Genomic DNA, 23,192 nt, shown 5'->3' with positions numbered 1-23,192 from the left:
TTCCTACAAGGACACGCAAGCATTAAAAAGGGCCTGCTCTTTATGGGAGCAGGCCCTTTTTGTGAATCAACTAATAATTAATACAGCCGATCAATCACCCGAACTTCGTTCTGGTTCTGCATCGAATCCCATGCCTGTTTCAGCGTTTGCAGAACGCTGCCGATGAAGTCCTTGTCGGCCGCGGCTTTCTTGCCGACATAGCCTTGGCCGCGACGGTACATCTTCAGGCGGGCCAGCAGGTTCTGGTTGTTCTGGTCGAACTCGGCTTCATGGGCATGTGGCGACAGGCAGTCGATATGCACCTGGCCAGACTTGCTGATCCAGAGAATATGGTTGTCGTGGCTGTCTTTTTTAGCCGCAAACATACGAGCCAGTTCTTCGATAGTAGGTTGATTGTTCAGATTCATAATAAAGCCCCTTGACCAATTGGTGATCTTTCAAAGTTGATTCGCTAATACAGGTAGCCCATCGGTTAGTTGATCCCTGGCACCGAAACCAGGACGTCGGCGTTCGACCGCCTTATCGGGCGGGGTCCTGCGTCTGTTGCATGTAGTCGTGTTGAATAACTGCTACGCAATAGCGTCACAACGAAGAGAAGCGGCGATACCTGGAAGTCACTGCCGACTTTTCAAGGGTCGGCCACAAGCTTCATGAGGATGGCTCGCCAAGTCTTCTCGCCCTTGTACTGGACGTTCAGGCCAGGTCAGCTTCTTCAATCTGCCTTGTGGGCAGCGTGTATCCGGGGAAAACAGCTCGGCGGTCAGACGAGCTTGCTCAAACGTGTTGCCTGTTCTCCCGATCGGGGAGACGTCTGCATCATGCAAGGGCAAATCGAAGGCGTCAACGGTTTTGTAGTGAATATTTTCAGGCACTACATATTGTCGGACAAAGCTGTTCGGAATTAGAAAAGGAGGCGCGGGAGTGCTGTCAGGGCGATGGCAGCGGTGACTCAAATCGATAGAACGTGCAGGAATGGCCGTCAACCGTGAGCGAGTGTCGGGTGAATCCCGCGGCGCAGAGCGTGGGCATCACAGCGACCCAGAACAGCCGTGCTGGCTGATTTGCCTCGATGTGGAAAATCTGCCATTGACCGGGGAGGCGGCTCAAGAGGGTAGACACGACAAATCGCGCGACGCCCTGGCCACGAAAGCGTCGACTGACAAACAGATACCCGATGTTGTAGCGGGCGCCTTGCAAGTGGGTGTCTTCGTCCACGGTCACGAAACCGGCCAATTCTCCATTGACCTTGATCAGAAACGGCCGGGTCGCGGGTTTTCGCCAGTAGTCGGGCATGGGCAGGATACTGAAAAAGCCGGATTCGCCCAGTTTCAGCGGCAGCCATTCGCTGAAATCGTAGGTGTAGAACTGCATCAGGTTTTCGATGGTTTCAAGTTCATCGCGTTGAGCGACGTGCAATTCGATCGAAAGCATCGGCTGGGTTTCCGTATGGCAGGCGTGTAGTGGCGTGCGCTACAGGATAATGTCAATTGGTGACCAACAGCTCCGGGCCAAGGTAGTCGTTGATCTGATTGATATCATCGTCGCCCAGGCTGCCCACCGAAGAGGCCAGGCGCAAGCGCGACATCAGATAGCGTAACTTGGCTTCGAACAGATCGTGGCGCGCAACGAAGAGCAGTTCTTCGGCATTGAGCACGTCCGAGTTGGTGCTGGTGCCGCCTTCCAGGAAGCCCTTGCGTGACGATGCCAGTGAGCGCTCGTTGGACGCTACGGCCTTCTCTAGAGCGCGAATGCGTTTGGCGCCGCTCAGGATGCCTTGATACTCACGGGTGGTTCCCGTGATGACCTCCTGACGTGCGGCGTCAAGTTCATCCAGGGCTTTACTGCTATTGGCACTGGCCTGGCGTGTCAGCGCGCTGACGCCGCCACCGCTGTACAACGGGAAATTGACTTCCAGTCCGACTGAGCTGTAGTGGTTGCGTTGATTCAACTCGGAGAGTGATTGGCTCTCACCCGCGGTGTAGCCGGCGATGAAATCCAGGGTTGGCCAGTGACCCGCTTTGGCACGATTCACCTCTTCTTCGGCGAGGTTGCTGCTATGCCGGCGCGCAAGGATCGTCGGGCTATCGGTCTGGGCTTTGACCAACCAGTCCTGCAGGTTGCTCGGTAGCAGCGGTGGTGTCTCGAAGCTCGGGCGCAAGGTGGTCAGCGATTCGGGGGGTTCACCGATGTATTCCTCGAGCTGGCGGCGTGCATTGATCAGGTTGTCTTGCGCCTCGATCAGTTCGGCTTCGGCGAGGTCCCGGCGAGCGGCCGACTCGTCGATGTCGGTGATAGTGCCTGCCCCCAGTTCCATGCGCCGTTTCGCCGAGGCGAGTTGCTCGTCGAAGGCGGTCAGCTTGGACTTGGCCAGCGTGATGGTTTCGCTGGCCAGGAGCACATCGAAATAGCTTTCGGCCAGACGCACCGCGGCATCCTGGCTCTTGGCATCGAATACCGCGTTGCTGTAGTCGGCACGCTGCTGACCCTGACGGTATTCGGCCATTTTCTGTTTGTTGAACAGCGGCTGGCGCAGGCGCACGTTAGCGCCCTTGGAATCGTAGTCGAGATCTCGTTCGAATCCGCTCTGGCGTTGTGTGCCATTGACCTTGTGGTCGTAGGCTGTGGCATTGATCTGCGGTAGCAAACCAGCCTTGCCGATGGCGCGGTTCTCCTTGCCGGCTGCATTTTCATGTACGGCGGCCTGGTAGATGGGGCCCTGGAACTGCAACAGATCCCAGGCTTGTTTGAGGTCCATGGCGCTGACCGGAAGGCTCAGTCCAAGCAGGCAGATAAGCACGCAATGACGGTCCATTTCATTGTTCCTTGAAGGAGCTGTTGACGCGATCAAGCATTGGTTTAAGTAGATAGCTCATCATGCTGCGCTCGCCGGTCTTGATGGTGACGCTGGCGGGCATGCCGGGGCGGATGTGATTGGTGCCAAGCAGGCTCATGCCATCAGGGGTGACTTCCACCTGAGCCAGATAGAACGGTTGTTTGCTTTCCTCGTCGACCAGGCGGTCGGCGGAGACGGTCATCACGCGGCCGGGAATATTGGGTGTCTTGGTATGGTTGAAGGCCGGGAAGGTAATGTCCACGGGCAGGCCGGGGACCATCTTGTCGATGGCCTGCACGGGAATCATTGCGTCGACCTGCAGGGGTTCATTAGTCGGGACGATCTCCATGATCTTGAAACCGGGCTGAATGATCCCGCCGACGGTGGCGACGCTCAGGGCCTGGACCATGCCATCGATCGGCGAGCGAATCACCGTGTGGGTCACTTCATAGTCCAGCGCGCGCAAGCGGTCGGCCAGGGTGGTGTTTTCCTTGGCGGTGTCGGTCAGCTGCGATTCGACTTCCTTCAGATAATCGTGCTGGCGCTGCAGGATGCGCAGCTTGATTTCGGTGGTCTGGCTACGCACGCGAGCGATGTTGTTGAGGTTCTCGGCCTGACCGGCGGAGAGTTCGGCATTGTTGCGTTCCAGCTCGAGCAAACGGTTACGCGGCACATAGCCTTCGGCCGCCAGCACGCGGGTGCCTTGCAATTCCTGGTTGAGGAAGTTGATCTGCGAGGCGCGAGCACCATAGACCTGCTGCAAGCCCTTGAGCTGCACCGCCGACGCCGCGAGGTTTTCCTGCAGGATGCTGATTTCGCCAGCGAGGCCGGCGCGCCGGGTGTCCAGCAGGCGTTGTTGCAAGTCCATGGCAGCCACCAGGCGAGGGTCGGCGTCGAAGCGCTTGAGCAGCATGGGGTCGTAACTCACGACGTCGCGGTTGTCCCGTTCGGCTTCCAGGCGATTTTCCACGGTCTTGCTGACGATGTACTGGGCACTCACCGCACCCTGTTCTGCCAGGGCGCGTAATGAGTCGAGGCGAACCACCTCTTGGCCTTTTTTCACCATCTCGCCTTCGCGAACGAGAATGGCCTCCACGGTACCGCCGCTCAGGTGTTGCACGGTTTTGCGATTGCTGGTGACTTTGACCGTGCCTGTCGCCACCACGCCTGCATCCAGCGGCGCCAGCCAGGACCACAGAAGAAAGCCGCCGAAGCCGGCAATCACCAGCCACAGGCCCCACCGCGCGGGTTTAGCGACGTCCAGATCGATCAAGCTCTTGGGGTCGCTTTGAATGATCTCGGTGCTTTGACTCATTTGCATGATTGGTCACTCCCGTGCTTTGACGGAGGCCAGCGGAGTCGGTGCGCCTGTGGGTATCACACTGGCCTTGCGCAGCGCAGTGAATACTTCGTCGCGGGTGCCGAGCATCTGCACGGCGCCGTCGCGCAGCATCAGCATCTTGTCGACGGCACAGAGCACGTTGGGTCGGTGGGAAATCAGAATGAGGGTGGCGCCGCGATTCTTGAGTTCGGCCAGCGCATCGATCAAGGCTTTTTCGCCGACGTCGTCGAGGTTGGCGTTCGGCTCATCCAGCACGATCAGATTGGGTTCGCCATACAGCGCGCGGGCCAAGGCGATACGTTGCTTCTGGCCGCCGGAAAGCGGGCTGCCATCGGTGCTCAGGCGGGTGTCATAACCTTGCGGGAAACGCAGGATCATCTCGTGTACGCCAGCGCTCCTGGCGGCGCGAATGACGGCTTCGCTGTCCACTTCGCCAAAGCGCGCAATGTTGTCGGCGATGCTGCCTTCGAACAGTTCCACGTCTTGTGGCAGGTAGCCGATCCAGGGACCCAGTTCGCTCTTGTTCCAGGTGTACATGTCCGCACCGTCCAGGCGCACTTTGCCAGCCTGTGACGGCCAGACGCCAACCAGCAGGCGGGCGAGGGTGGATTTGCCGGAGGCGGATGGACCGATAATGCCAAGGCTTTCGCCGGGGACAAGGCTGAAGCTCACTCCGCGCAATATCGTATTGTTGGTCCCGGGCGCGCAGGCATACACATTTTCTACCGCCAGCATGCCCAGTGGTCGCTGCAGCGACATGCTCGGTACTCTGCGTGGATAGTCATGCAGCATTTCGTTGAGCCTGGCCCAGGCCGTACGGCAGCCGATCAGTTGCTTCCACGAGGCGATGACTTGTTCCACCGGACTCAGTGCGCGGCCGGTGAGGATCGAGCAGGCAATCATCATCCCGGGCGTGATCTTGCCGTCGATCGCCAGCAGTGCGCCGGCGCCGAGGATCAGCGACTGCAACGTGATTCGTACGAAGCGCCCGGTGCCGCTGATCACGGCGGCACGGTCGGAGGCCAGGGTCTGCATTTCCAGAACGCGCAAATGGCTTTGGTACCAGCGCTTGCTGATGGATGGCAGCATGCCCATGGCCTCGATAACCTCGGCATTGCGCAGGTTGTTGTTGGCGTATTGGGCGGAGGAGAGGGAGGCCTGATTGGCCTCGGCCAGGGGCTTCTGCGTCGCCTTCTCGGTGAGAAAAGCCAAGGCCACCAGAATCAGTGAGCCGATCAGCGTGAGCAGTCCGAGGATCGGGTGGATCAGATAGGCGACCAGCAGGTAGATCGGCGTCCACGGCGCATCGAAGAAAGCGAACAGGCCATTGCCGGTGAGGAACTGGCGAACCTGCGCGAGATCTTGCAGGGCCTGGGCCGGGTTGCCTCCGGCGCGGCTCAGGTTTCGCTCGAACGCAGCGGTGAAGATTCGCCGGTTGAGGTCCATGTCGAGGCAGTTGCCGACCCGGATCAGCAGGCGGGTTCGGATCATTTCCAGTGTGGACATCAACAGGAACAGGCCCACCACCAGAACGGTCAGCATCGTCAATGTTGTGACATTTCCACTGACCAAGGCTCGGTCATAGACCTGAAGCATGTACACGGCTGGCGTCAACATCATGATGTTGATGACGCCGCTGAAGCCCGCCAGTGAGTAAAAGCTACGGCGCAGACGAAAGAGTGCGTCAGCCAGTTCGGAGCGGGTGCTCGACGGCTTATGCATTTTGGGCCTCCCTCTTCGAAAACCCGGTTGCCCTTTAGGCGCAACGGCTAAATATCGGTCTAATCCGGCGCGTAGCTTTTGATACGCAGGCGGGTCGCTCTATGGCGAGTCATCCAAAACCTCTGCTTGCTCCCTTATCCCGCAGCGTAGGTGGCAGCGTTCTAATCTGAAATATTTTTTCGCTCTATAGCCACTTCTGTCATCGCATATATATCTTTCTAAAACAGCGAGTTAATTGCACTGATAATCGTTCTTGTCATACGGGTGGCGTAATTTTGGCAATTTTTTGCCATTGTCCTTCAGTTCAAAAGAACGCTACGAAGGCTTGGCCGGCTTTGCCGCGCGCTTGCTGCTGCTCGCTGGTTTGCGTTTGGCGGTCTTGCGTTGTTTTTTCCACGGGGTGGCCCCGCGCCCGGCGGGGCTTGCCGGGCCGCTGATGGTCAGGCTCAAGCCGGCACAGCGGCTGACTTGCTTGCTCATCCAGGCGGCTTGTTTGGTGACGAATTCCTCAAGGCTCATTTCTCCGCTTTGCACCATGTCCAGAGCCTGTTCCCAGATGGCTGTGGTCCCCGGATCGGCAATGGCGCGCGGCACGGCATCGATCAGGCTGAACGCTGCGGGCGTTGCGGCCAGGGCTTTGCCGTTTTTCACCAGATAACCACGGTCGAGCAGACCCTGGATGATCGAAGCACGGGTCGCTTCGGTGCCGATGCCGGTGGTGTCCTTGAGCTTTTGCTTGAGCAGTGGATCCTCCACCAGTTTGGCGACGTTCTTCATCGCCTTGATCAGATCGCCTTCGGTGAATGGCTTGGGTGGCTGAGTCCAGAGGTCCTTGAACTGCACGCCAGCCACCGCGCAATCAATGCCTTCGGCCAGGTTCGGCAGTGTTTGCGGTGTTGGCGCTTCGCGACCCTTGGCCGGTGCCAGTGCTTCAGGCAGGGCGCGTTTCCAGCCTGGTTCGATGATCTGTTTTCCCACGGCGCGCAAAGCCTCGCCAGCACAATCGAAATCGGCCTGGGTGCGGTCGTATTCGTGATTGGGCAGGAACTGTGCGAGATAGCGTGCGCGGATCAGCGTATAGACCGCACGGTGCTTGCCGGTCAGACGTTCAAGATTTTTCGCCGCGACGGTGGGGATGATGCCGTGGTGAGCGGTGACCTTGGCATCGTTCCAGGCCCGCGAGCGGCGGTGCGGCTCAAGGTGATCGTGCAAGGCGTTCAGGGCCGGATCGGCCTGACGCAGCGCTGCCAGAATCGCCGGTGCCTCGCTGTGCTGGCTGAGCGGCAGGAAGCCGCAATCGCTGCGTGGATAGGTGATGACTTTGTGGGTTTCGTAAAGCGCCTGAGCGATGTCGAGGGTTTCCTGGGCGCCGAGGCCGAGTTTTTTCGAACAGACTTCCTGAAGCGTTCCCAGGTCGAACGGCAGCGGTGCCACTTCGCGCATCCGCTCGGTGCGCAGCTTGATGACCCGGGCCGTGGAGGCGCTGCCTATGGCTGCCGCCGCTTGTTGTGCCAGGACCTGATTCAGGCAGCGGTCCTGATCGTCGCAAATCTCGGATGCCGCCCGCCATTGCGCGGTAAACGCGGTGCCGTTGTGCAGCAGCTGCACGTCGATGGCCCAATAGGCGACAGGTACGAAATCGGCGATGCTGCGGTCGCGGTCCACCACCAAACGCAAGGTCGGCGTCTGTACCCGGCCCACCGGCAACACCCCCTGATAACCGGATTGGCGCCCGAGCAGCGTGAAAAGCCGACTCATGTTCATGCCGATCAGCCAGTCAGCCCGGGATCGTCCCAGGGCCGAGTGATAGAGACTGAACGTGTCGGCCCCCGGTTTGAGCGTGGCAAGGGCCTTGCGGATCGAGGCATCGTCCAGTGCCGACAACCAGAGGCGGCGGATCGGTCCGCGGTAACGGCAATGCTCGACCAGTTCGCGGGCGATCATCTCGCCTTCGCGGTCGGCGTCGGTGGCAATGATCAGTTCGGAGGCTTCGCCGAGCAGGCGCTTGACCGCCTTGTACTGGCTGGCCGTGCGTGGCTTGACGGTCATCTTCCATTTTTCGGGAATGATCGGCAGGTCCGCCAGCACCCAGCGCTTGTAGCGTGCATCGTAGGCATCCGGCGGCGCGGTTTCCAGCAGGTGGCCGATGCACCAGGTCACCGTGACGCCCGTTCCCAGCCAGCAGCCATCACCCCGGCGCCTGGCGCCGAGTACCGCTGCAATGTCTTTGGCCTGGGAAGGTTTTTCACAGAGGTACAGCTGCATAACCACCATCGTCGATCAAGGTACGAGAGGTGCACAGAATGGCGGCTGACGCGCATCGGGGCAATCTTTATCTGTATGCATGTACAGCTTTTTGTGTCGCAGCTGACTGGAGGTCCTTGCCAGGGAAAAACCAAAAGAGTACAAATGTACTCCATGACGACTTTAACTCCCCGCCGTACCGCCATCCTGACTTTTATCCGCGAGCGCATCGCCGAACAGGGTCAATCTCCGAGCCTCGCTGAAATCAGCGAGGCGTTCGGCTTTGCCTCCCGAAGCGTGGCGCGCAAGCATGTGCTGGCGTTGACCGAGGCCGGTTTTATCGAGGTCAATCCTAATCAGGCCCGGGGCATTCGTTTACTCGGGCAACCACCGCGCCCGGAGTTGCTGGACATCCCGGTCCTCGGTCGGGTCGCGGCCGGCGCGCCGATCGGCGCCGATGCCGAGGTGCACAGCCGCTTGTTGCTCGATCCGTCGATTTTTTCGCGGGTGCCGGACTACATGCTCCGGGTCCGGGGCGATTCAATGATCGAGGACGGTATTCTCGACGGCGATCTGGTGGGCGTGCACCGCAATCCCGAGGCGCTCAACGGCCAGATCGTCGTCGCGCGGCTCGACGGTGAGGTCACCATCAAGCGTTTCGAGCGGGTGGGTGACGTTGTGCGCCTGCTGCCGCGTAACCCGGCCTACCAGCCGATCATCGTCGAAGCCGATCAGGACCTGGCCATCGAAGGGGTGTTCTGCGGTCTGGTGAGGCAAGGCTGATGGGCGCCGTCGTTGCGTTGGATACGCTGTTCAATGGCGGCCAGGTCTGGAAGGGCCGGCCTGCGCCACCGACCGTCAGCCCGCAACCCACCGGGCATGCCACGCTGGATGCGACGTTGCCCACCGGTGGCTGGCCGGAAGCGGCGCTGACCGAAATCCTCCTGACCGGGCAGGGTGTCGGCGAGTTGCAACTGGTGTGGCCAGCGCTGGCGCGGTTGGCGGCAGCGGGGGAGCGCATCGTGCTGGTCGCGCCGCCCTTCGTACCGTACCCCCAGGCGTGGCAGAACGCCGGGATCGACCTGCGCCAGTTGTCGATCATCCAGGCCAGCGAGCGCGATGCGCTGTGGGCGGCGGAACAATGCCTGCGCTCGGGCAGTTGCGGCGCCGTGCTGTGCTGGCCGCACAAGGCCGATGATCGCGCATTGCGTCGCTTGCAGGTGGCGGCGGAAACCGGCCAGACCCTGGCGTTTGCCTATCGTCCGCTCAGTGAGGCCATCAACCCGTCACCGGCGGCCCTGCGCATCGCCATCGATGCGCAACCGGCGCAATTGCGGGTGCTCAAGTGCCGGGGCGGTCTGGCCCGCTCGGCGCCGATTGCCTTCGCCGTGGGGCATTGAGGTTGCCATGCGCTGGGTTTGCATTCTCTTCCCGCAATTGGCGCTGGACGCGGTACTGCGTCAGCGTGCCGATCCTGATGAACCTCTGGTTTTGCTGACCGGCCCGGCCCAGCGTCGGGTGTTGCAGGCGGTCAATGGCCCGGCGAGGGCGTTGGGCTTGCGTCCCGGTCAGTCCATGAGCGCCGCCCAGGCTTTGAGCAAAGGTTTTGCCACGGCCGAATACGACGCCGCCGACATCGAACACTGGCAACAGTTTCTCGCCGCCTGGGCCTATGGTTTCAGCTCCCAGGTCAGCGTGCATTACCCGCGCACCGTGGTGTTTGAAATCGAGTCCAGCCTCGGGCTGTTCGGTGCCTGGCCGCAACTCGAGGCGCGCTTGCGTCGCGAACTCGGCGAACTGGGTTTTCGTCATCGCATTGTCGCCGCGCCCAACCCGGTGGCGGCGCGGGTGCTGGCCAACGCTTATGACGGTCTTGTGGTGCCTGACGATCAAGCCTTGCAGCATCATCTGGGACAATTGCCGATCGACCGGATCGGGCTGGAGGCATCGGTTGCCACGGCATTGTTACGCATGGGCTTGCGCACCTTGAGTCAAGTGCAGGCGTTACCCCGGCATAGCCTCGCCCGGCGTTTCGAGGCTCAGGTGCTCAAGCATCTGGACGCGCTGCTGGGGTTGCGTCGGCTCGCACTGGCGTTCTACCTGCCGCCGGACCGTTTCGATGTGCGCATCGAGCTCAATTTCGATGTGCAGTCCCATCAGGCCTTGCTGTTTCCATTACGCCGGCTGACCGGCGATCTGGCGGCGTTTCTTTGTGGTCGCGACAGCGGCGTACAGCGTTTTGACCTGCACCTGGAGCACGCGGGGTTGCCGGACACGCTGATCAAGGTCGGTCTGCTCAGCGCCGAGCGTGATCCGGCAATGCTCTTTGAACTGGCTCGGGGGCGACTGGAGCAAGTTCAGGTCGAGGCGCCGGTGCGCGGCTTCCGTCTGCGCGCCGAAGACCTGCCGGCGTTCGTACCCCAGCATCAGGAGCTGTTCGATGATCGTGCGCAGCAATCCTTGCCCTGGGAGCAACTGCGCGAACGCTTGCGCGCACGGCTGGGGGATGACGCGGTGCATGGCCTGCGCTTTCAGGCCGATCATCGACCCGAGTGCGCCTGGCAGGCCAAGGCCGACCATCACTCCTGCACGGGGCTTGCCGTCGTGAAGCGACCGGGTTGGCTGCTGACTGAACCGTTGGCCGTGCACCAAGGCTCGGCACGCATCCTCATGGGGCCGGAACGTATCGAGTCCGGTTGGTGGGACGGCGGCGATGTCCGCCGGGATTATTACCTGATCGAAACCCGCGCCGGCCAACAGGGCTGGGCCTACCGGGCGGTGGGTGAGGACGGCCCGTTGTGGTTGCAGGGCTGGTTCGCATGAATGTCGAATATGCCGAGCTGCACTGCCTGTCGAATTTCAGCTTCCAGCGCGGCGCGTCCAGTGCCCTCGAACTGTTTCAGCGAGCAAAAAAACAGGGCTACCAGGCGCTGGCGATCACTGATGAGTGCACCTTGTCGGGCATCGTTCGCGCCTGGCAGGCAGCGAAATCCGTGGAGCTGCCGCTGATCATCGGCAGTGAAGTGCGCATCGAAAACGGCCCGAAATTGGTGCTGCTGGTGGAGAATCTGGAGGGTTATCAGGCGTTGTGCCGATTGATCACCCGCGCTCGGCGTCGTACGCAGAAAGGCCAGTATCAAGTACTGCGCGAAGATTTCAGCGAACCGTTGCCGGGGCTATTGGCGTTGTGGGTACCGGACGCGGTCGACGCTTTTGAGCAAGGGCACTGGCTGAAACAGGTCTTCACCGAACGCCTGTGGCTGGCGGTGCAATTGCATCGTGGCCAGGACGATGCACGACGCCTGAGCGAACTGTCAGCCCTGGCCCGGGAGTTGGGAGTTCCAGCGGTGGCCAGCGGCGATGTACACATGCACGCGCGCGGCCGGCGGGCCTTGCAGGACACCATGACCGCGATCCGTCATCATCTGCCCGTAGCCGATGCCGGGTTGCGGCTGCACCCCAACGGCGAGCGGCACCTGCGCGGTCTCGATGTCCTGCAGGCGCTTTACCCGCCAGCCTTGCTGGAACAAACGCTGGTTATCGCCCGGCGCTGCACCTTCGACCTCGGTCAATTGCGTTATCAATATCCCCGAGAACTGGTGCCTGAAGGGCATAGCGCCACGTCCTGGCTGAGCGAGTTGACCGAGCGCGGTATCCGCGAGCGATGGCCGCAAGGCGCCAGCGACAAGGTGCGCGGGCTGATCGACAAGGAGCTCGGGCTGATCGCCGAGCTGGGTTACGAAAGTTATTTCCTTACGGTTCAGGACATCGTCGCCTTCGCCCGACGCGAGAAAATCCTGTGTCAGGGTCGAGGTTCGGCGGCCAACTCGGCGGTGTGTTTCGCCTTGGGCATCACCGAGATCGACCCCGACCGGATGAACATGCTGTTTGAGCGTTTTCTCTCCAAGGAGCGCAACGAGCCGCCGGATATCGATGTGGACTTCGAGCACGAACGCCGCGAGGAAGTCCTGCAGTACGTGTTCAAGCGCTATGGCCGGGGTCGTGCAGCGTTGACCGCTGTGGTCAGCACTTACCATGCGGCCGGCGCGGTGCGTGATGTGGCCAAGGCGTTGGGTTTGCCACCGGACCAGATCAATGCCCTGGCCGATTGTTGTGGCCACTGGAGTGATGAAACACCCCCCGTCGAACGCTTGCGTGAAGGCGGTTTCGATCCAGAAAGCCCGGTATTGCGCCGGGTGTTGAGCCTGACGCAGCAGTTGATCGGTTTCCCTCGACACCTGTCCCAGCACCCCGGTGGTTTTGTCATTTCCGAGCAGCCTTTGGACCATCTTGTACCGGTGGAAAACGCGGCCATGGCCGAGCGCACTATCATTCAGTGGGACAAGGACGACCTTGATGCCGTCGGCCTGCTCAAAGTCGATATCCTGGCCTTGGGCATGCTCAGCGCGATTCGTCGTTGTTTCGATTTGCTGCGTCGTCATCGCAACCGCGATTTGAGCCTGGCAACCGTGCCTTCTGAAGACTCGCAAACCTACGACATGATTGGTCGGGCCGACACCATCGGTGTGTTCCAGATCGAATCCCGGGCACAGATGTCGATGCTGCCCAGGCTCAAGCCCCGCAAGTTCTATGACCTGGTGATCGAAGTCGCCATTGTCCGTCCGGGGCCGATTCAGGGTGGCATGGTGCACCCGTACCTGCGTCGTCGAAACAAGGAAGAACTCGAAAGCTACCCCTCCGAAGAGTTGCGGGAAGTGTTGAAACGCACCCTCGGTGTGCCGCTGTTTCAGGAACAGGTGATGCAGATCGCAATCGTCGCCGCCGACTACAGCCCTGGCGAGGCCGATCAGTTGCGTCGTTCCATGGCAGCCTGGAAGCGCCACGGCGGGCTCGAGCCGCACCAGGAGCGGTTGGCTGCGGGCATGAAGAAAAAGGGCTATACCGCCGAATTCGCCGCGCAGATTTTCGAGCAGATCAAGGGCTTTGGCAGCTACGGTTTTCCCGAGTCCCACGCTGCCAGTTTCGCCTTGTTGACGTACGCCAGTTGCTGGTTGAAATGCCACGAACCGGCCGCCTTCGCCTGCGCGCTGATTAACAGTTGGCCGATGGGTTTCTACAGTCCGGACCAGATTCTGCAGGATGCGCGCCGCCATCATTTGCAGATTCGTCCGGTGGACGTGCGCGCCAGCGATTGGGATTGCAGCCTGGAGCCGGTCACCGGGGCGCAACCGGCGATTCGCATGGGCTTGCGCATGATCAAGGGCTTTCGTGAGGACGACGCCCGGCGCATTGAAACGGCCCGTCTGAACGGTGCATTTGTCGACATCGCCGACCTCGGGGAACGGGCGCGACTCGATGCCCGTGCCCAAGAGCAACTGGCCGATGCCGGTGCGTTGCGCGGGTTGGCCGGGGATCGGCACCGGGCGCGCTGGGAAGTGGCAGGCGTGCAAAAGCAGCTCGGCTTGTTCGCCGGGCTACCGAGCCAGGAGGAAGGTGCGGTGTCGCTGCCCAAACCCACGGTCGGCGAAGACCTGCTCGCCGATTACAACAGCCTGGGCACCACCCTCGGGCCGCATCCGCTGGCGCTGTTGCGCAGTGAATTGAAAGCCCGGCGCTGTCGCAGCTCAAAAGAGCTGCTTGACGTCGAGCACGGACGACTGGTCAGCGTTGCCGGCCTGGTGACAGGCAGGCAACGTCCAAGCACCGCCAGCGGTGTGACCTTCGTTACGCTGGAGGACGAGTTCGGCAACGTCAACGTGGTGGTCTGGCGCGACCTGGCCGAGCGGCAACGTCAGGTACTGGTCGGTTCGCAGTTGCTCAAGGTCGATGGGCGCTGGGAGAGAGAGGGCGAAGTCCGGCACCTGATTGCCGGGCGCTTGAGTGACTTGAGCCCGCTACTGGAGGGTATCAATGTGCGTAGCCGCGATTTCCACTAACACCGCAATCCCAGTGGGCTGAAGGAGCCTCGCGAGAATCAGCTATACCTCTATGAAACGAATGGCGTGCGACGTGCTCGAAACAAACGGGCGTAGATGACCTGGATTGAGCCAACCGATGCAATTTCTAGAGGATAGCCACGGATGTTCCGGCTGGAGCGGCGAGATGGCCGGGCGCATTCGTGCGTTCGACTGGAGCTGCACCGAACTGGGCGCACTCGACACGTGGCCCAGAAGCCTGAACAGCGCGGTGCAGTTGATGCTCGCGTCCCCCCTGCCAATGGTGATGCTTTGGGGGCCGGCCGGGTACATGATCTACAACGATGCCTACTCGCAGTTTGCCGGAGGGCGGCATCCCTATCTGCTGGGGTCGCCCGTTGAACTGGGCTGGCCGGAAGTCGCCGAGTTCAACCGGCACGTGGTCGATACCTGCCTGGCGGGTGGGACCTTGTCCTACCGCAACAAAGAATTGGTACTGCTGCGTGACGGGGTCCCGGAAGAAGTCTGGATGGACCTCTATTACAGTCCGGTCGCTGATGATACCGGGCACCCGGCCGGCGTCATGGCCATGGTGGTGGAGACCACGGAACGGGTGATTTCCGAAAGCCGTCGACAGGCAGCTGAAGACGCTTATCGTGCCGACAACGAGCGGGTACGCCTGGCGCTGAATGCCGGTGCCTTGCTGGGCTCATTCGTCTGGGACATCAAGGCCAATGTGCTGTCCGGTGATGAGCGTTTCGCCCGCACGTTTTCCTATCCGCCGGGGCAAGATCTGGGGGATCTGCCGCATGAAGTCGCCGAGGCGCGCATTCATGTCGATGACTTCGACTGGGTTCAGGAACAAGTCAGGCATTCGGTTGGAACCGGGGAGCCGTTCAACGCCGAATACCGCATCCTGCGTCCCGATGGCAGTTACCTCTGGGTACTTGCCAGTGGCTGTTGCGAGTTCAACGAGCAGGGCGAAGCGTTTCGTTTTCCGGGGGTATTGATCGACATTCACGAGCGCAAGACCGCCGAAGAGTCCTTGCTCAAGTTCACCCGCAATCTGGAGCAGCGGGTGGCCGATGAGGTCGAGGCACGGATGACGGCGGAAGAGCAGTTACGCCAGTCCCAGAAACTCGAAGCCATCGGCGGCCTCACCGGTGGCGTGGCCCATGACTTCAACAACCTGCTGCAAGTGATCGCCGGCAACCTGCACTTGCTGGCACGTCACGAGCGCGACAATGCCAACGTGCAACGCCGGGTCGCAGCGTCGATTGCCGCCGTGGAACGTGGCGCAAAGCTGTCCTCGCAACTGCTTGCGTTCGCTCGTCGTCAACCGCTGTCGCCAGCGGTTTTTACCCTGCGGCAGATCTTCGACGGTCTGGCGGAACTGTTGCAGCGTGCACTGGGTGAAACGCTCCAGGTGCACATGAGCGCCCCCGAGGATGCCTGGAATGTCTTTGTCGATCGCAATCAACTGGAGAACGCCATCCTCAATCTGGCGATCAATGCCCGGGATGCCATGCAGGGCGAAGGCACCATCGAACTGAGCGCCGAGAACATCCGCCTCAACCGCGAGTTTTGCGTCGGAAAGGGCATTGGTGCGGGTGATTTTGTGCGGGTGTCCGTGGCCGATACCGGCATCGGCATGCCGCCGCAGGTATTGGCTCAGGCCTTCGAGCCGTTCTTCACCACCAAGGCTGACGGGCAGGGCACGGGGCTGGGGCTGAGCATGGTGTTCGGATTCGTCAAGCAAAGTGGCGGTCATATCGAGATCACCAGCGAAGTCGGGCAGGGGACACAGGTGCAGTTGTATTTCCCTCGCACTCAACGTGTGGCACTGACTGAAACGCCGAAACCTGACGTGCATCAGCGCGGCGGACATGAACGCATTCTGGTGGTCGAGGACAATGACGCGGTGCGCGCTTCGGTGGTTGAGCTACTGCGTGACGAGGGTTATCAGATCCTGACGGCCACCAACGCCGATGTGGCCATGCAAATGTTGCTGGAGGGGGCAGCGGTGGACCTGATTTTCACCGACGTGGTCATGCCCGGCCTGATCAAAAGTTCGGACCTGGCCGCTTGGGCGAGCGTGCAGGTTCCGCCGGTAGCCATACTGTTCACGTCAGGGCATACCCGCGACATCATCTCGCGCAATCACCAGCTCAGCCCCGAGACCCATCTGCTGAATAAACCGTATGGCCCTGAAGCGCTGACCCAAATGGTGCGCACCGTCCTCAACGGCTGACAAAAATTCCGGCGCGAGCAAGCTCGCTCCTACATGGGATTGTGTTGTGCGCCGGTGCAGCACACCCCAGCCATTGGGATAGCTATTTGCTGGGGTGCGCAGCCTGGAGCTTCTTGGCCATCCCCAGATGTTTTTCCAGCGATGGCAGCATTTTCTGTGCAAAACCCTTGAGCTCGGTGGCGCCTTTGGTCTTGTCATCCGTCACGGTATTGGCTTCTTTCTTGAACAGTTCGATGGTGTCTTCGTGGGCTTTGACCTGGTTGTTGGCGTAGGCCTCATCGAAGGATTCATCGCGCATATCGAGAATTTTTTCCTTGGCCTGTTTCACCAGCGTGGTGGTGTCCGGCACCTCGATATCATTCTTTTTCGCGATGGCTGCGAGCTCATCGTTGGCCTTGGAATGATCGGTGATCATCATGTTAGCAAATGTTTTCACGTCGGCAGAGGCGCTTTTTTCCAGCGCCAGGCGGCTGGTTTCGATTTCCGCGATGCTGCCGGCAGCCGCTTTGTCGACAAAATCATTGGAAGTGCCAGCGTAAGCGGTGCCCATGCTGATGCTCAGGGCTACAGCCAAGGCGAGGTGGCGCAGGTTCAATCCGTCCATTGGTCTTCTCCACACAGATTGTCATGGGCGATCAGGTGATCGTTAACGTGTGGAGGCCTGGCGAGCGGCAAAGGTTTTATCGCAATTGCGACAGGACGACGAACGGGCACCGCTGGTCTGACAGGTGGTCGACAGAACCGTCCAACCAAGGCCATTCTGATAGTTGGTGAACGCAATCGATCGCGTTTCACTGCCGATCATCAAACGGAGGTGTTCCATGCCGGTGTCCCATGACCTTTATCAGGATCTGAAATGCTCAAAGGAAGAAATCCAGCAGAAACGCTCCAAGGATCCGTTACTGGATTCGTTAATCAACAAGTATTCCCAGGCGGATGCCGAAGTGGTGAAGGCAGAGGATGCCAAATCCAGCGATGACGCGGTGACAAAGCTCAAGGCGAAGCGCTTGGAGGTCAAGGACAAGATCGTCAGGCAACTCCAGTTGTCATCCTGATCAACCGAAGCGTCACCGAGAATCGGTGACCTGAGCCGGAAGAAAATCCAGATTGAACCCGCCCTTGTAGGCGCGAGATTGCTCGCGATGACTCCAGCCTGTTCAACATCGATGTTGACTGACAGGCCCTCATCGCGAGCAAGCTCGCTCCGACACTTACTGTCAGAACGCCTTGCTCAACGGCAACCGCACCATGTTCCGCGACTTCAGCGAGCCGAAATACAACCAGTCCCCATACTCGCGCACGGTGGTGATCGGCGAATAGTTGTCTGCGCCGCTATCCTGCAGATTGGCGATGACGTTGCCCTCAACGTCCAGGCCCAGGGCGAATCCATGTTTCGCTAGCGGTTTGGGCAGGACGGTCAGGGCCCGAGCGAGCATCTGGCGCACGAATGGATAGGGCGCGGTGGAGTCAAGTACCGCATTGCGCGGTTCATACAGCGCTACCCAGAAACGGTCGTGACCGTTGAACGACAGGTTGTCCGGCAAACCGGGCAAGTTGTCGATGAACAGGTCGTGAGTGCCTGCTTTCGGCCCGCTGAGCCAGTAGCGGCTGATCCGGTAGGCGCCGGTTTCATTGACCAGCACAAACGCATCGTCCGGTCCCATGGCCACGCCATTGGCGAATTCCAGCTTGTCGAGCAACACCGTTGTCTTGCCCGTCTGAAAGTCATAACGCAGCAAACGACCGTCACCGCCATGTTCAAGCACCGCCTCACCATGGTTGCCGTACCCGAAGCGGCTGGAAGCGTCGCTGAAATAGGCGTAATGACCGGGTTTGTCGATGGTCACGTCGTCGGTAAAACCAAACGGCACGCCACCAGCCTCGGTGGTCAGCGCGACCAGCCGACCCTGGGCATCGAGCGATAACAGACCTTTGACCGCATCGGCGATCACCAGCAAACCATTGGGGTGGCGAGCCAGTCCCAATGGCCGACCACCGGTGTCGGCCAGGACTTTAGTGGTCTTGCCATCCAGGCTCGTGCGGATCAGACGGCCATCATGCAGTCCGGTAATCAGTGTGTCGTTCTCCAGCAGCAGGGCTTCCGGCCCATCGATGTCTGTTGCGCCTACGCGTTCCACATCTTTGAGGCGTTGATTGTTGGCGTAGGGGCCATCGGTAAGAGAGGGCGCCGGTTGCGGTGTCCAGGCCACCGGTTTGACCTTGGTCGGCATGAGCAGCAAGAAGGCGCCGATGGCGATAGCCACCAGCAATACGACATGACGTACCTTCACGCGCTGACTCCCGCCGACAGGTGTTGGTGAGCCTTCTCACGCAACGCCAGCATCGAGACCGCCGACTCGTGATTGATTCGACGCTTGAGCAATAACCGGTTGGCCATCCGCATTAACAGGCTGCTGAATTGGTATTCCAGTGTGCGGGTAAACCGTGTGCCGTCACCTTCGGCTCCGCATTCGTAAGTCACCACCAACGATAAGCCATTGTCCCCGCGAGCCCGCGCACTCCAACGCCGTCCGGGCAAATACTCCTGCACCTCCCAGTTCAAGTGGCCATCGCGTCCACCGGCACGAATGTCTTCCTCAAAACGCGCACCGGCATGCAAGGGGCCTTTTGGGCCGTCGATCCGCAGCGACGACGGATGCCATTGCGGCCACAGGGACACGGTGCTGGCATAGGCAAGTACTTCGATGGGACGTCCGGCAATGACGGTCTGGTGCTGCATGCGGGTCATGGGCGTTCTCGTCGGGTTGAGCGGGTCAGGTTCCGGCTCCCAGTAGAGGGTGCCGAACAGGTAGTCCATCAGCGGAAAAACGATGTTGAAATTGCGTTCCTGCATCATTTCACGGCGGTGATGCAGTTCATGCAGGCGACGCATCTGGCGAATCCACGGCAGCCGGGTGATCGGATTGTGCGGCGGCAGATGCTCGCAGGCATGAAACACCTCATAGGCCAGGTAACCGAGGACCAGGCAGCCGCCGACGATTCCGGCGACGTTGTCATTCCATTGCTTGAGCAGCCACCACAGCGGCAGGGTAATGAAAAGGGTGTGCAGCACGATCAGCCACGCCGGGAACAGAATCACCCGCCAGTCGCGAACGTCGTCGTAGGTCATGTGGCCAGGCGCGAAAAAGCTGTGATGGTCACCGGCATGCCGGGCATAAAACATTCGGGCGAAGCTTTTTTTATGATGCCCAAGGTGACGATGGGCCAGGTAGACGCCGAGATTGAACACCAGCAGTGCCACGGGCACCGCTAACCACTCTGCGGGCCGGACCTCATGCACATTGCTCCAGAAAGCGCTGATGGCCACCGTTCCGAACAGCAGGACAAACGCGCCGTGCAGCCAAGGGTTATAGAGCGGATGAACGGCGGAGCGGTAACGGCTGCGGAATGCTTCGGTGGTCTGCCTCACTGCAATCACCTGTCGTTTTTTGTCATCTCCAGCAGATTAGCCGATTCCGGCGTTTTGACAGGTCGAACCTTGAGGACACAACAGCCATGATCCGGTGAGAAACGCAGTCAGGTCAGTGGATCCCAGCGTTGTGACCAGTCTTCGTTGGAGTCGATGACTTCGCGCAACAGATCGAAAGCCCGTTGCAGGGTCGGCGAGTCGCGGTCGCGGGAGTAAACCAGGTAGGTCGGGTAATTGAATTCCGGGGCCTTGGGCACCCGCTCCATGACTCCGCTTTCCAGATAGCTCTGTACGACGCGGGTTCGGAAGTAGCCGCTGCCGCCGTTTTCAAGCAGGTACTGCAGGCCCAGTGGCCCCAGGTTAAAGCTCAATGCAGCCTTGGCTTTTTCCGGCAGGGCGGCGTCGTGCTGACGCCGGAAGTCCGGGCCCCAGTCGATATACACATAGGGATCGGGCCGATCGGCCAAGCGCACTAGAATGAGTTTTTCTTCGAGAACCTGCTCGACCTGCAGGCGCGGCCAGTATTCGGGTTGATACACCAGCGCGGCATCCAGCACCCCCAGTTCCAGTTGGTGCAGCAGGTTTTCGCCGTTACGGATTTCCATGCGCAAGGCATGACTGGGGATTTTTTCTCGAATTTCGCGGGCCCAACCGAGCATCAGCGGATTGCACAAACTGACTTCGCCGCCGATGTGCAGCACATCGTGATAACCCTCGGGCAGCGGCAAGTCCCGTCGCGCGGCTTCCCAGGTTTCCACCAGTTGGTTGGCGTAGACCACGAAGGCTTCACCGTTCGGCGTCAAGCGTGCGCCGGCGCGATTGCGCACGAACAGGGTACTGCCCAGATGGCCTTCAAGCTTTTGCACGCGGGCGGTGATTGCGGTCTGAGTGACATGCAGTTTTTCTGCTGCCGCCGCCAGGCTGCCGTGGCGGACGATTTCCAGAAAGGTGCGGGCGAGGTCGATGTCCATGGGCTGGCCGGTGTTGAAAGAGCGGACATTGTAAGAGCACCACCGAACCTGTGGCGAGCAGGTAAAAACGACGAATCCCGCCACGAGGGGCGGGATTCGCTTGAAGCCAGACGCGCTCCCGACAGTCGGGAGCGGCGTACTTAGCTTGGGAACAGCTCGGACAGTTTCATGGCCAGCATCATGTCGCCTTCAGCGCGCAGCTTGCCGCCCATGAACGCTTGCATGCCGTCGGTCGAACCGTCGACGATGCCTTCCAGGGTTTCGCCGTCCATCACCAGGGTCACCTGGGCGTCCGGGTTTTCGCCTTCCTGCAGTTCGCAGGTACTGTCCTTGACGATCAGCGAGAAGTTCTTGGTGTCGTCGATGCGGAAACCGAAGACCAGGTCCAGACCGGCAGCAGCGGCTGGGTTGAACTTGGCTTTCATTGCTTGTACGGCATCAGCTACGGAGGTCATGGTTCGATCCTTTCTTGGGTAATAAGAGCTGGGTGAATACAGCCAGGGTCACAGTAGTCCGGACTCAGCGAAACGTGATGAGTTCCGGGGTCTTCAACAGCTGCAGGTGTGCATGACTGTTGAAGGAAGCCAGCGACACTTCGCGACCACGGAACTTCAGGTGGTTGAGCGAGGTGTTGACGATTTGCCAGTTCAATTCAAAGGCCTGTTTTGCAGGCATTTGCGTAATGAGGTGGAGCAGGGCAGTGATGGTGCCACCGGACGTGAACACGGCGATTTTCTGGGTGTTGTCGGCTAGCTCGAGAATTCGGTCAAGACCGCCCTGAACCCGCTCGACAAAGCCCAGCCAGCTTTCCAGCCCCGGGGCGTCGTAGTTGCCGGTCAACCAGCGCTCAATGATCAGGGCAAAAATGCGCTGGAACTCACCGCGATTCTGCGGCGCATTGCGCAGGATGTTCAGGGCTTCGGGCTCGTCCGGCAGCATCGCTGGCAACAGGGCGCGGATCACCGCGTCAGCATCGAATTCGTTGAACGCCGCATCCGTCTCCAGGATCGGCACCGGCAGGCCCACGGCAGCGAATTGTTCCAGCGCGCTGTTGGCCGTGTGCTGCTGGCGGCGCAAATCGCCCGCGAGGCAGCGATCGAAGCTGATCCCGAGTTCCGCCAGGTGCTGGCCGAGGATTTCTGCCTGGCGAATACCGGTCGGTGACAGAACGTCGTAGTCGTCTGCACCAAAGGAGGCCTGGCCATGTCGAATCAAATAGATACTGCCCACGTCCGCGTCGTCCCGGTACGTTGAAGGTTTGGCGAGGTTATGAGGATGACGGTGAGCTGTCAATGAAAAAACATACGCTTGTTTGAAATGCCCGTTACAGGCCTGTTGCCAGAGGTTTCACGGCTGGTCGACAGGCTGGTGCATGGGTATGCTGGAGGCATCCCGCGCGTTCGAGTTGCGCATCGTTTAAGGAGTCCCTGTGGAGTTTTTCACCGAGTACGGCATTTTCCTGGCCAAAACCGTGACCCTGGTGATCGCCATTCTGGTGGTCCTCGCCAGTTTTGCGGCCCTGCGCAGCAAGGGGCGACGTAAAACGGCCGGTCAGTTGCAGGTCAGCAAGCTCAATGATTTCTACAAAGGGCTGCGTGAACGCCTTGAGCAAACCTTGCTCGACAAGGATCAACTCAAGGCGTTGCGCAAGACCCAGGCTAAAACCGACAAAAAACAGAAGAAACAACCCGAGGTCAAACCACGGGTGTTCGTGCTGGATTTCAATGGCGACATCAAGGCCTCGGCCACCGAGAGCCTGCGCCATGAGATCACCGCACTGCTGACCCTCGCCACGCCCAAGGACGAAGTGGTCTTGCGCCTGGAAAGTGGCGGCGGGATGGTTCACAGCTACGGCCTGGCGTCCTCGCAACTGGCGCGCATCCGTGACGCCGGCGTGCCGCTGACCGTGTGCATCGATAAAGTCGCCGCGAGCGGCGGCTACATGATGGCGTGCATCGGGCAGAAGATTATCAGCGCACCGTTCGCGATCCTTGGTTCGATCGGCGTGGTGGCGCAGTTGCCTAACGTCAATCGCCTGCTGAAAAAGCACGACATCGACTTCGAAGTCCTCACGGCCGGCGAATACAAACGTACCCTGACGGTGTTTGGCGAAAACACCGAGAAGGGGCGGGAGAAGTTCCAGGAAGACCTGGACATCACCCATCAGTTGTTCAAGAACTTCGTGTCCCGCTATCGCCCGCAACTGGCCATCGACGATGTCGCCACGGGTGAAATCTGGCTCGGTGTCGCGGCACTCGACAAGCAGCTGGTGGATGAACTCAAGACCAGCGACGAGTACCTGGCCGAGCGCGCCAAACAATCCGAGCTTTACCACTTGCACTACGCCGAACGCAAAAGCCTGCCGGAGCGTATCGGCATGGCTGCCAGCGGTTCGGTCGATCGTGTGTTGCTGAGCTGGTGGAGCCGGTTGACCCAGCAACGCTTCTGGTAAGTCGCGTGCCGTAGCCGTTTTGCCGGATACAAAAAGCCCTGAAGCGGATGTCCGATTCAGGGCTTTTTTAT

The 23,192-nt window shown here is 60.2% G+C and carries 19 protein-coding genes; 7 read left to right on the top strand and 12 right to left on the bottom strand.

From position 1 onward, the window contains the following. Nucleotides 1-77: 77 nt before the first annotated feature. The 6 genes from QYH43_RS26365 to QYH43_RS26340 all read right to left on the bottom strand — a co-directional run bounded on the left by QYH43_RS26365 (nt 78) and on the right by QYH43_RS26340 (nt 8,162). The gene (locus QYH43_RS26365; RefSeq protein WP_095058541.1) at nt 78-407 is read right to left on the bottom strand and encodes a hypothetical protein; all 330 of its coding nucleotides are present in this window, start codon (nt 405-407) and stop codon (nt 78-80) included. Nucleotides 408-927: 520 nt separating this feature from the next. Beyond that, nucleotides 928-1,431: a GNAT family N-acetyltransferase gene (locus tag QYH43_RS26360; RefSeq protein ID WP_095058542.1), complete on the bottom strand. Its 504-nt coding sequence runs from the start codon at nt 1,429-1,431 to the stop codon at nt 928-930. 52 nt (nt 1,432-1,483) lie between these two features. After that, a complete protein-coding gene (locus QYH43_RS26355) occupies nt 1,484-2,812 on the bottom strand; it encodes a TolC family outer membrane protein (protein WP_095058543.1) in 1,329 nt (442 codons plus the stop codon). A 1-nt stretch (nt 2,813) separates the two neighbouring features. Then, the gene (locus QYH43_RS26350; protein WP_095058544.1) at nt 2,814-4,154 is read right to left on the bottom strand and encodes an HlyD family type I secretion periplasmic adaptor subunit; all 1,341 of its coding nucleotides are present in this window, start codon (nt 4,152-4,154) and stop codon (nt 2,814-2,816) included. A gap of 6 nt (nt 4,155-4,160) precedes the next feature. Further along, nucleotides 4,161-5,897, bottom strand: coding sequence for a type I secretion system permease/ATPase (locus QYH43_RS26345; protein WP_095058545.1), 1,737 nt, complete (start codon nt 5,895-5,897; stop codon nt 4,161-4,163). A gap of 315 nt (nt 5,898-6,212) precedes the next feature. Next, nucleotides 6,213-8,162: a DNA topoisomerase III gene (locus QYH43_RS26340; protein ID WP_095058573.1), complete on the bottom strand. Its 1,950-nt coding sequence runs from the start codon at nt 8,160-8,162 to the stop codon at nt 6,213-6,215. Nucleotides 8,163-8,306: 144 nt separating this feature from the next. Here QYH43_RS26340 and lexA point away from each other — a divergent pair, with 144 nt between their 5' ends. From lexA to QYH43_RS26315, 5 genes are all read left to right on the top strand, one after another. Next, nucleotides 8,307-8,924, top strand: a complete 618-nt coding sequence (gene lexA, locus QYH43_RS26335) for a transcriptional repressor LexA (RefSeq protein WP_095058546.1) — start codon at nt 8,307-8,309, stop codon at nt 8,922-8,924. Next, nucleotides 8,924-9,541 (top strand): translesion DNA synthesis-associated protein ImuA, encoded by a 618-nt coding sequence (gene imuA / locus QYH43_RS26330; protein ID WP_095058547.1) that lies wholly within the window; start codon nt 8,924-8,926, stop codon nt 9,539-9,541. The genes lexA and imuA overlap by 1 nt, the downstream gene beginning before the upstream one ends. A 7-nt stretch (nt 9,542-9,548) precedes the next feature. Continuing rightward, nucleotides 9,549-10,964: a DNA polymerase Y family protein gene (locus QYH43_RS26325; RefSeq protein ID WP_095151483.1), complete on the top strand. Its 1,416-nt coding sequence runs from the start codon at nt 9,549-9,551 to the stop codon at nt 10,962-10,964. Beyond that, nucleotides 10,940-14,038, top strand: coding sequence for an error-prone DNA polymerase (locus tag QYH43_RS26320; protein ID WP_218232095.1), 3,099 nt, complete (start codon nt 10,940-10,942; stop codon nt 14,036-14,038). Before QYH43_RS26325 ends, QYH43_RS26320 begins: the two co-directional genes overlap by 25 nt. Before the next feature lie 118 nt (nt 14,039-14,156). Then, nucleotides 14,157-16,268, top strand: coding sequence for a PAS domain-containing sensor histidine kinase (locus tag QYH43_RS26315; RefSeq protein ID WP_095058550.1), 2,112 nt, complete (start codon nt 14,157-14,159; stop codon nt 16,266-16,268). 82 nt (nt 16,269-16,350) lie between these two features. Here QYH43_RS26315 and QYH43_RS26310 read toward each other — a convergent pair whose 3' ends face one another. Further along, on the bottom strand, nt 16,351-16,872 hold the full coding sequence (locus QYH43_RS26310; RefSeq protein WP_095058551.1) for a DUF4142 domain-containing protein: 522 nt from the start codon (nt 16,870-16,872) through the stop codon (nt 16,351-16,353). Nucleotides 16,873-17,089: 217 nt separating this feature from the next. On the opposite strand from QYH43_RS26310, the gene QYH43_RS26305 reads away from it, so the two are divergent. Continuing rightward, on the top strand, nt 17,090-17,323 hold the full coding sequence (locus tag QYH43_RS26305; protein WP_095058552.1) for a DUF465 domain-containing protein: 234 nt from the start codon (nt 17,090-17,092) through the stop codon (nt 17,321-17,323). Nucleotides 17,324-17,485: 162 nt separating this feature from the next. Here QYH43_RS26305 and QYH43_RS26300 read toward each other — a convergent pair whose 3' ends face one another. The 5 genes from QYH43_RS26300 to QYH43_RS26280 form a co-directional block, all read right to left on the bottom strand. Further along, nucleotides 17,486-18,559, bottom strand: coding sequence for an SMP-30/gluconolactonase/LRE family protein (locus QYH43_RS26300; RefSeq protein WP_367316919.1), 1,074 nt, complete (start codon nt 18,557-18,559; stop codon nt 17,486-17,488). Next, nucleotides 18,556-19,698, bottom strand: a complete 1,143-nt coding sequence (locus QYH43_RS26295; protein ID WP_095058575.1) for an SRPBCC family protein — start codon at nt 19,696-19,698, stop codon at nt 18,556-18,558. The genes QYH43_RS26300 and QYH43_RS26295 overlap by 4 nt, the downstream gene beginning before the upstream one ends. A 107-nt stretch (nt 19,699-19,805) precedes the next feature. Then, the gene (locus QYH43_RS26290) at nt 19,806-20,669 is read right to left on the bottom strand and encodes a LysR family transcriptional regulator (RefSeq protein WP_095058553.1); all 864 of its coding nucleotides are present in this window, start codon (nt 20,667-20,669) and stop codon (nt 19,806-19,808) included. 140 nt (nt 20,670-20,809) lie between these two features. Then, entirely contained in the window at nt 20,810-21,124 is a 315-nt protein-coding gene (locus tag QYH43_RS26285; RefSeq protein WP_008015934.1) for an SCP2 sterol-binding domain-containing protein, read from the bottom strand. A 64-nt stretch (nt 21,125-21,188) separates the two neighbouring features. Then, complete coding sequence (locus QYH43_RS26280; RefSeq protein ID WP_095058554.1) at nt 21,189-21,899, bottom strand: histidine phosphatase family protein; 711 nt, start codon at nt 21,897-21,899, stop codon at nt 21,189-21,191. A 199-nt stretch (nt 21,900-22,098) separates the two neighbouring features. Here QYH43_RS26280 and sohB point away from each other — a divergent pair, with 199 nt between their 5' ends. Beyond that, nucleotides 22,099-23,121 carry a protease SohB gene (sohB, locus tag QYH43_RS26275; RefSeq protein WP_095058555.1) on the top strand — a complete coding sequence of 341 codons (1,023 nt, stop codon included), beginning with the start codon at nt 22,099-22,101 and terminating at the stop codon, nt 23,119-23,121. Nucleotides 23,122-23,192: the final 71 nt, after the last annotated feature.

It is taken from the genome of Pseudomonas sp. C32, assembly GCF_030417915.1.
Classification (GTDB): Bacteria; Pseudomonadota; Gammaproteobacteria; order Pseudomonadales; family Pseudomonadaceae; genus Aquipseudomonas.
This window is presented reverse-complemented; position numbering and strand designations above follow the sequence as displayed.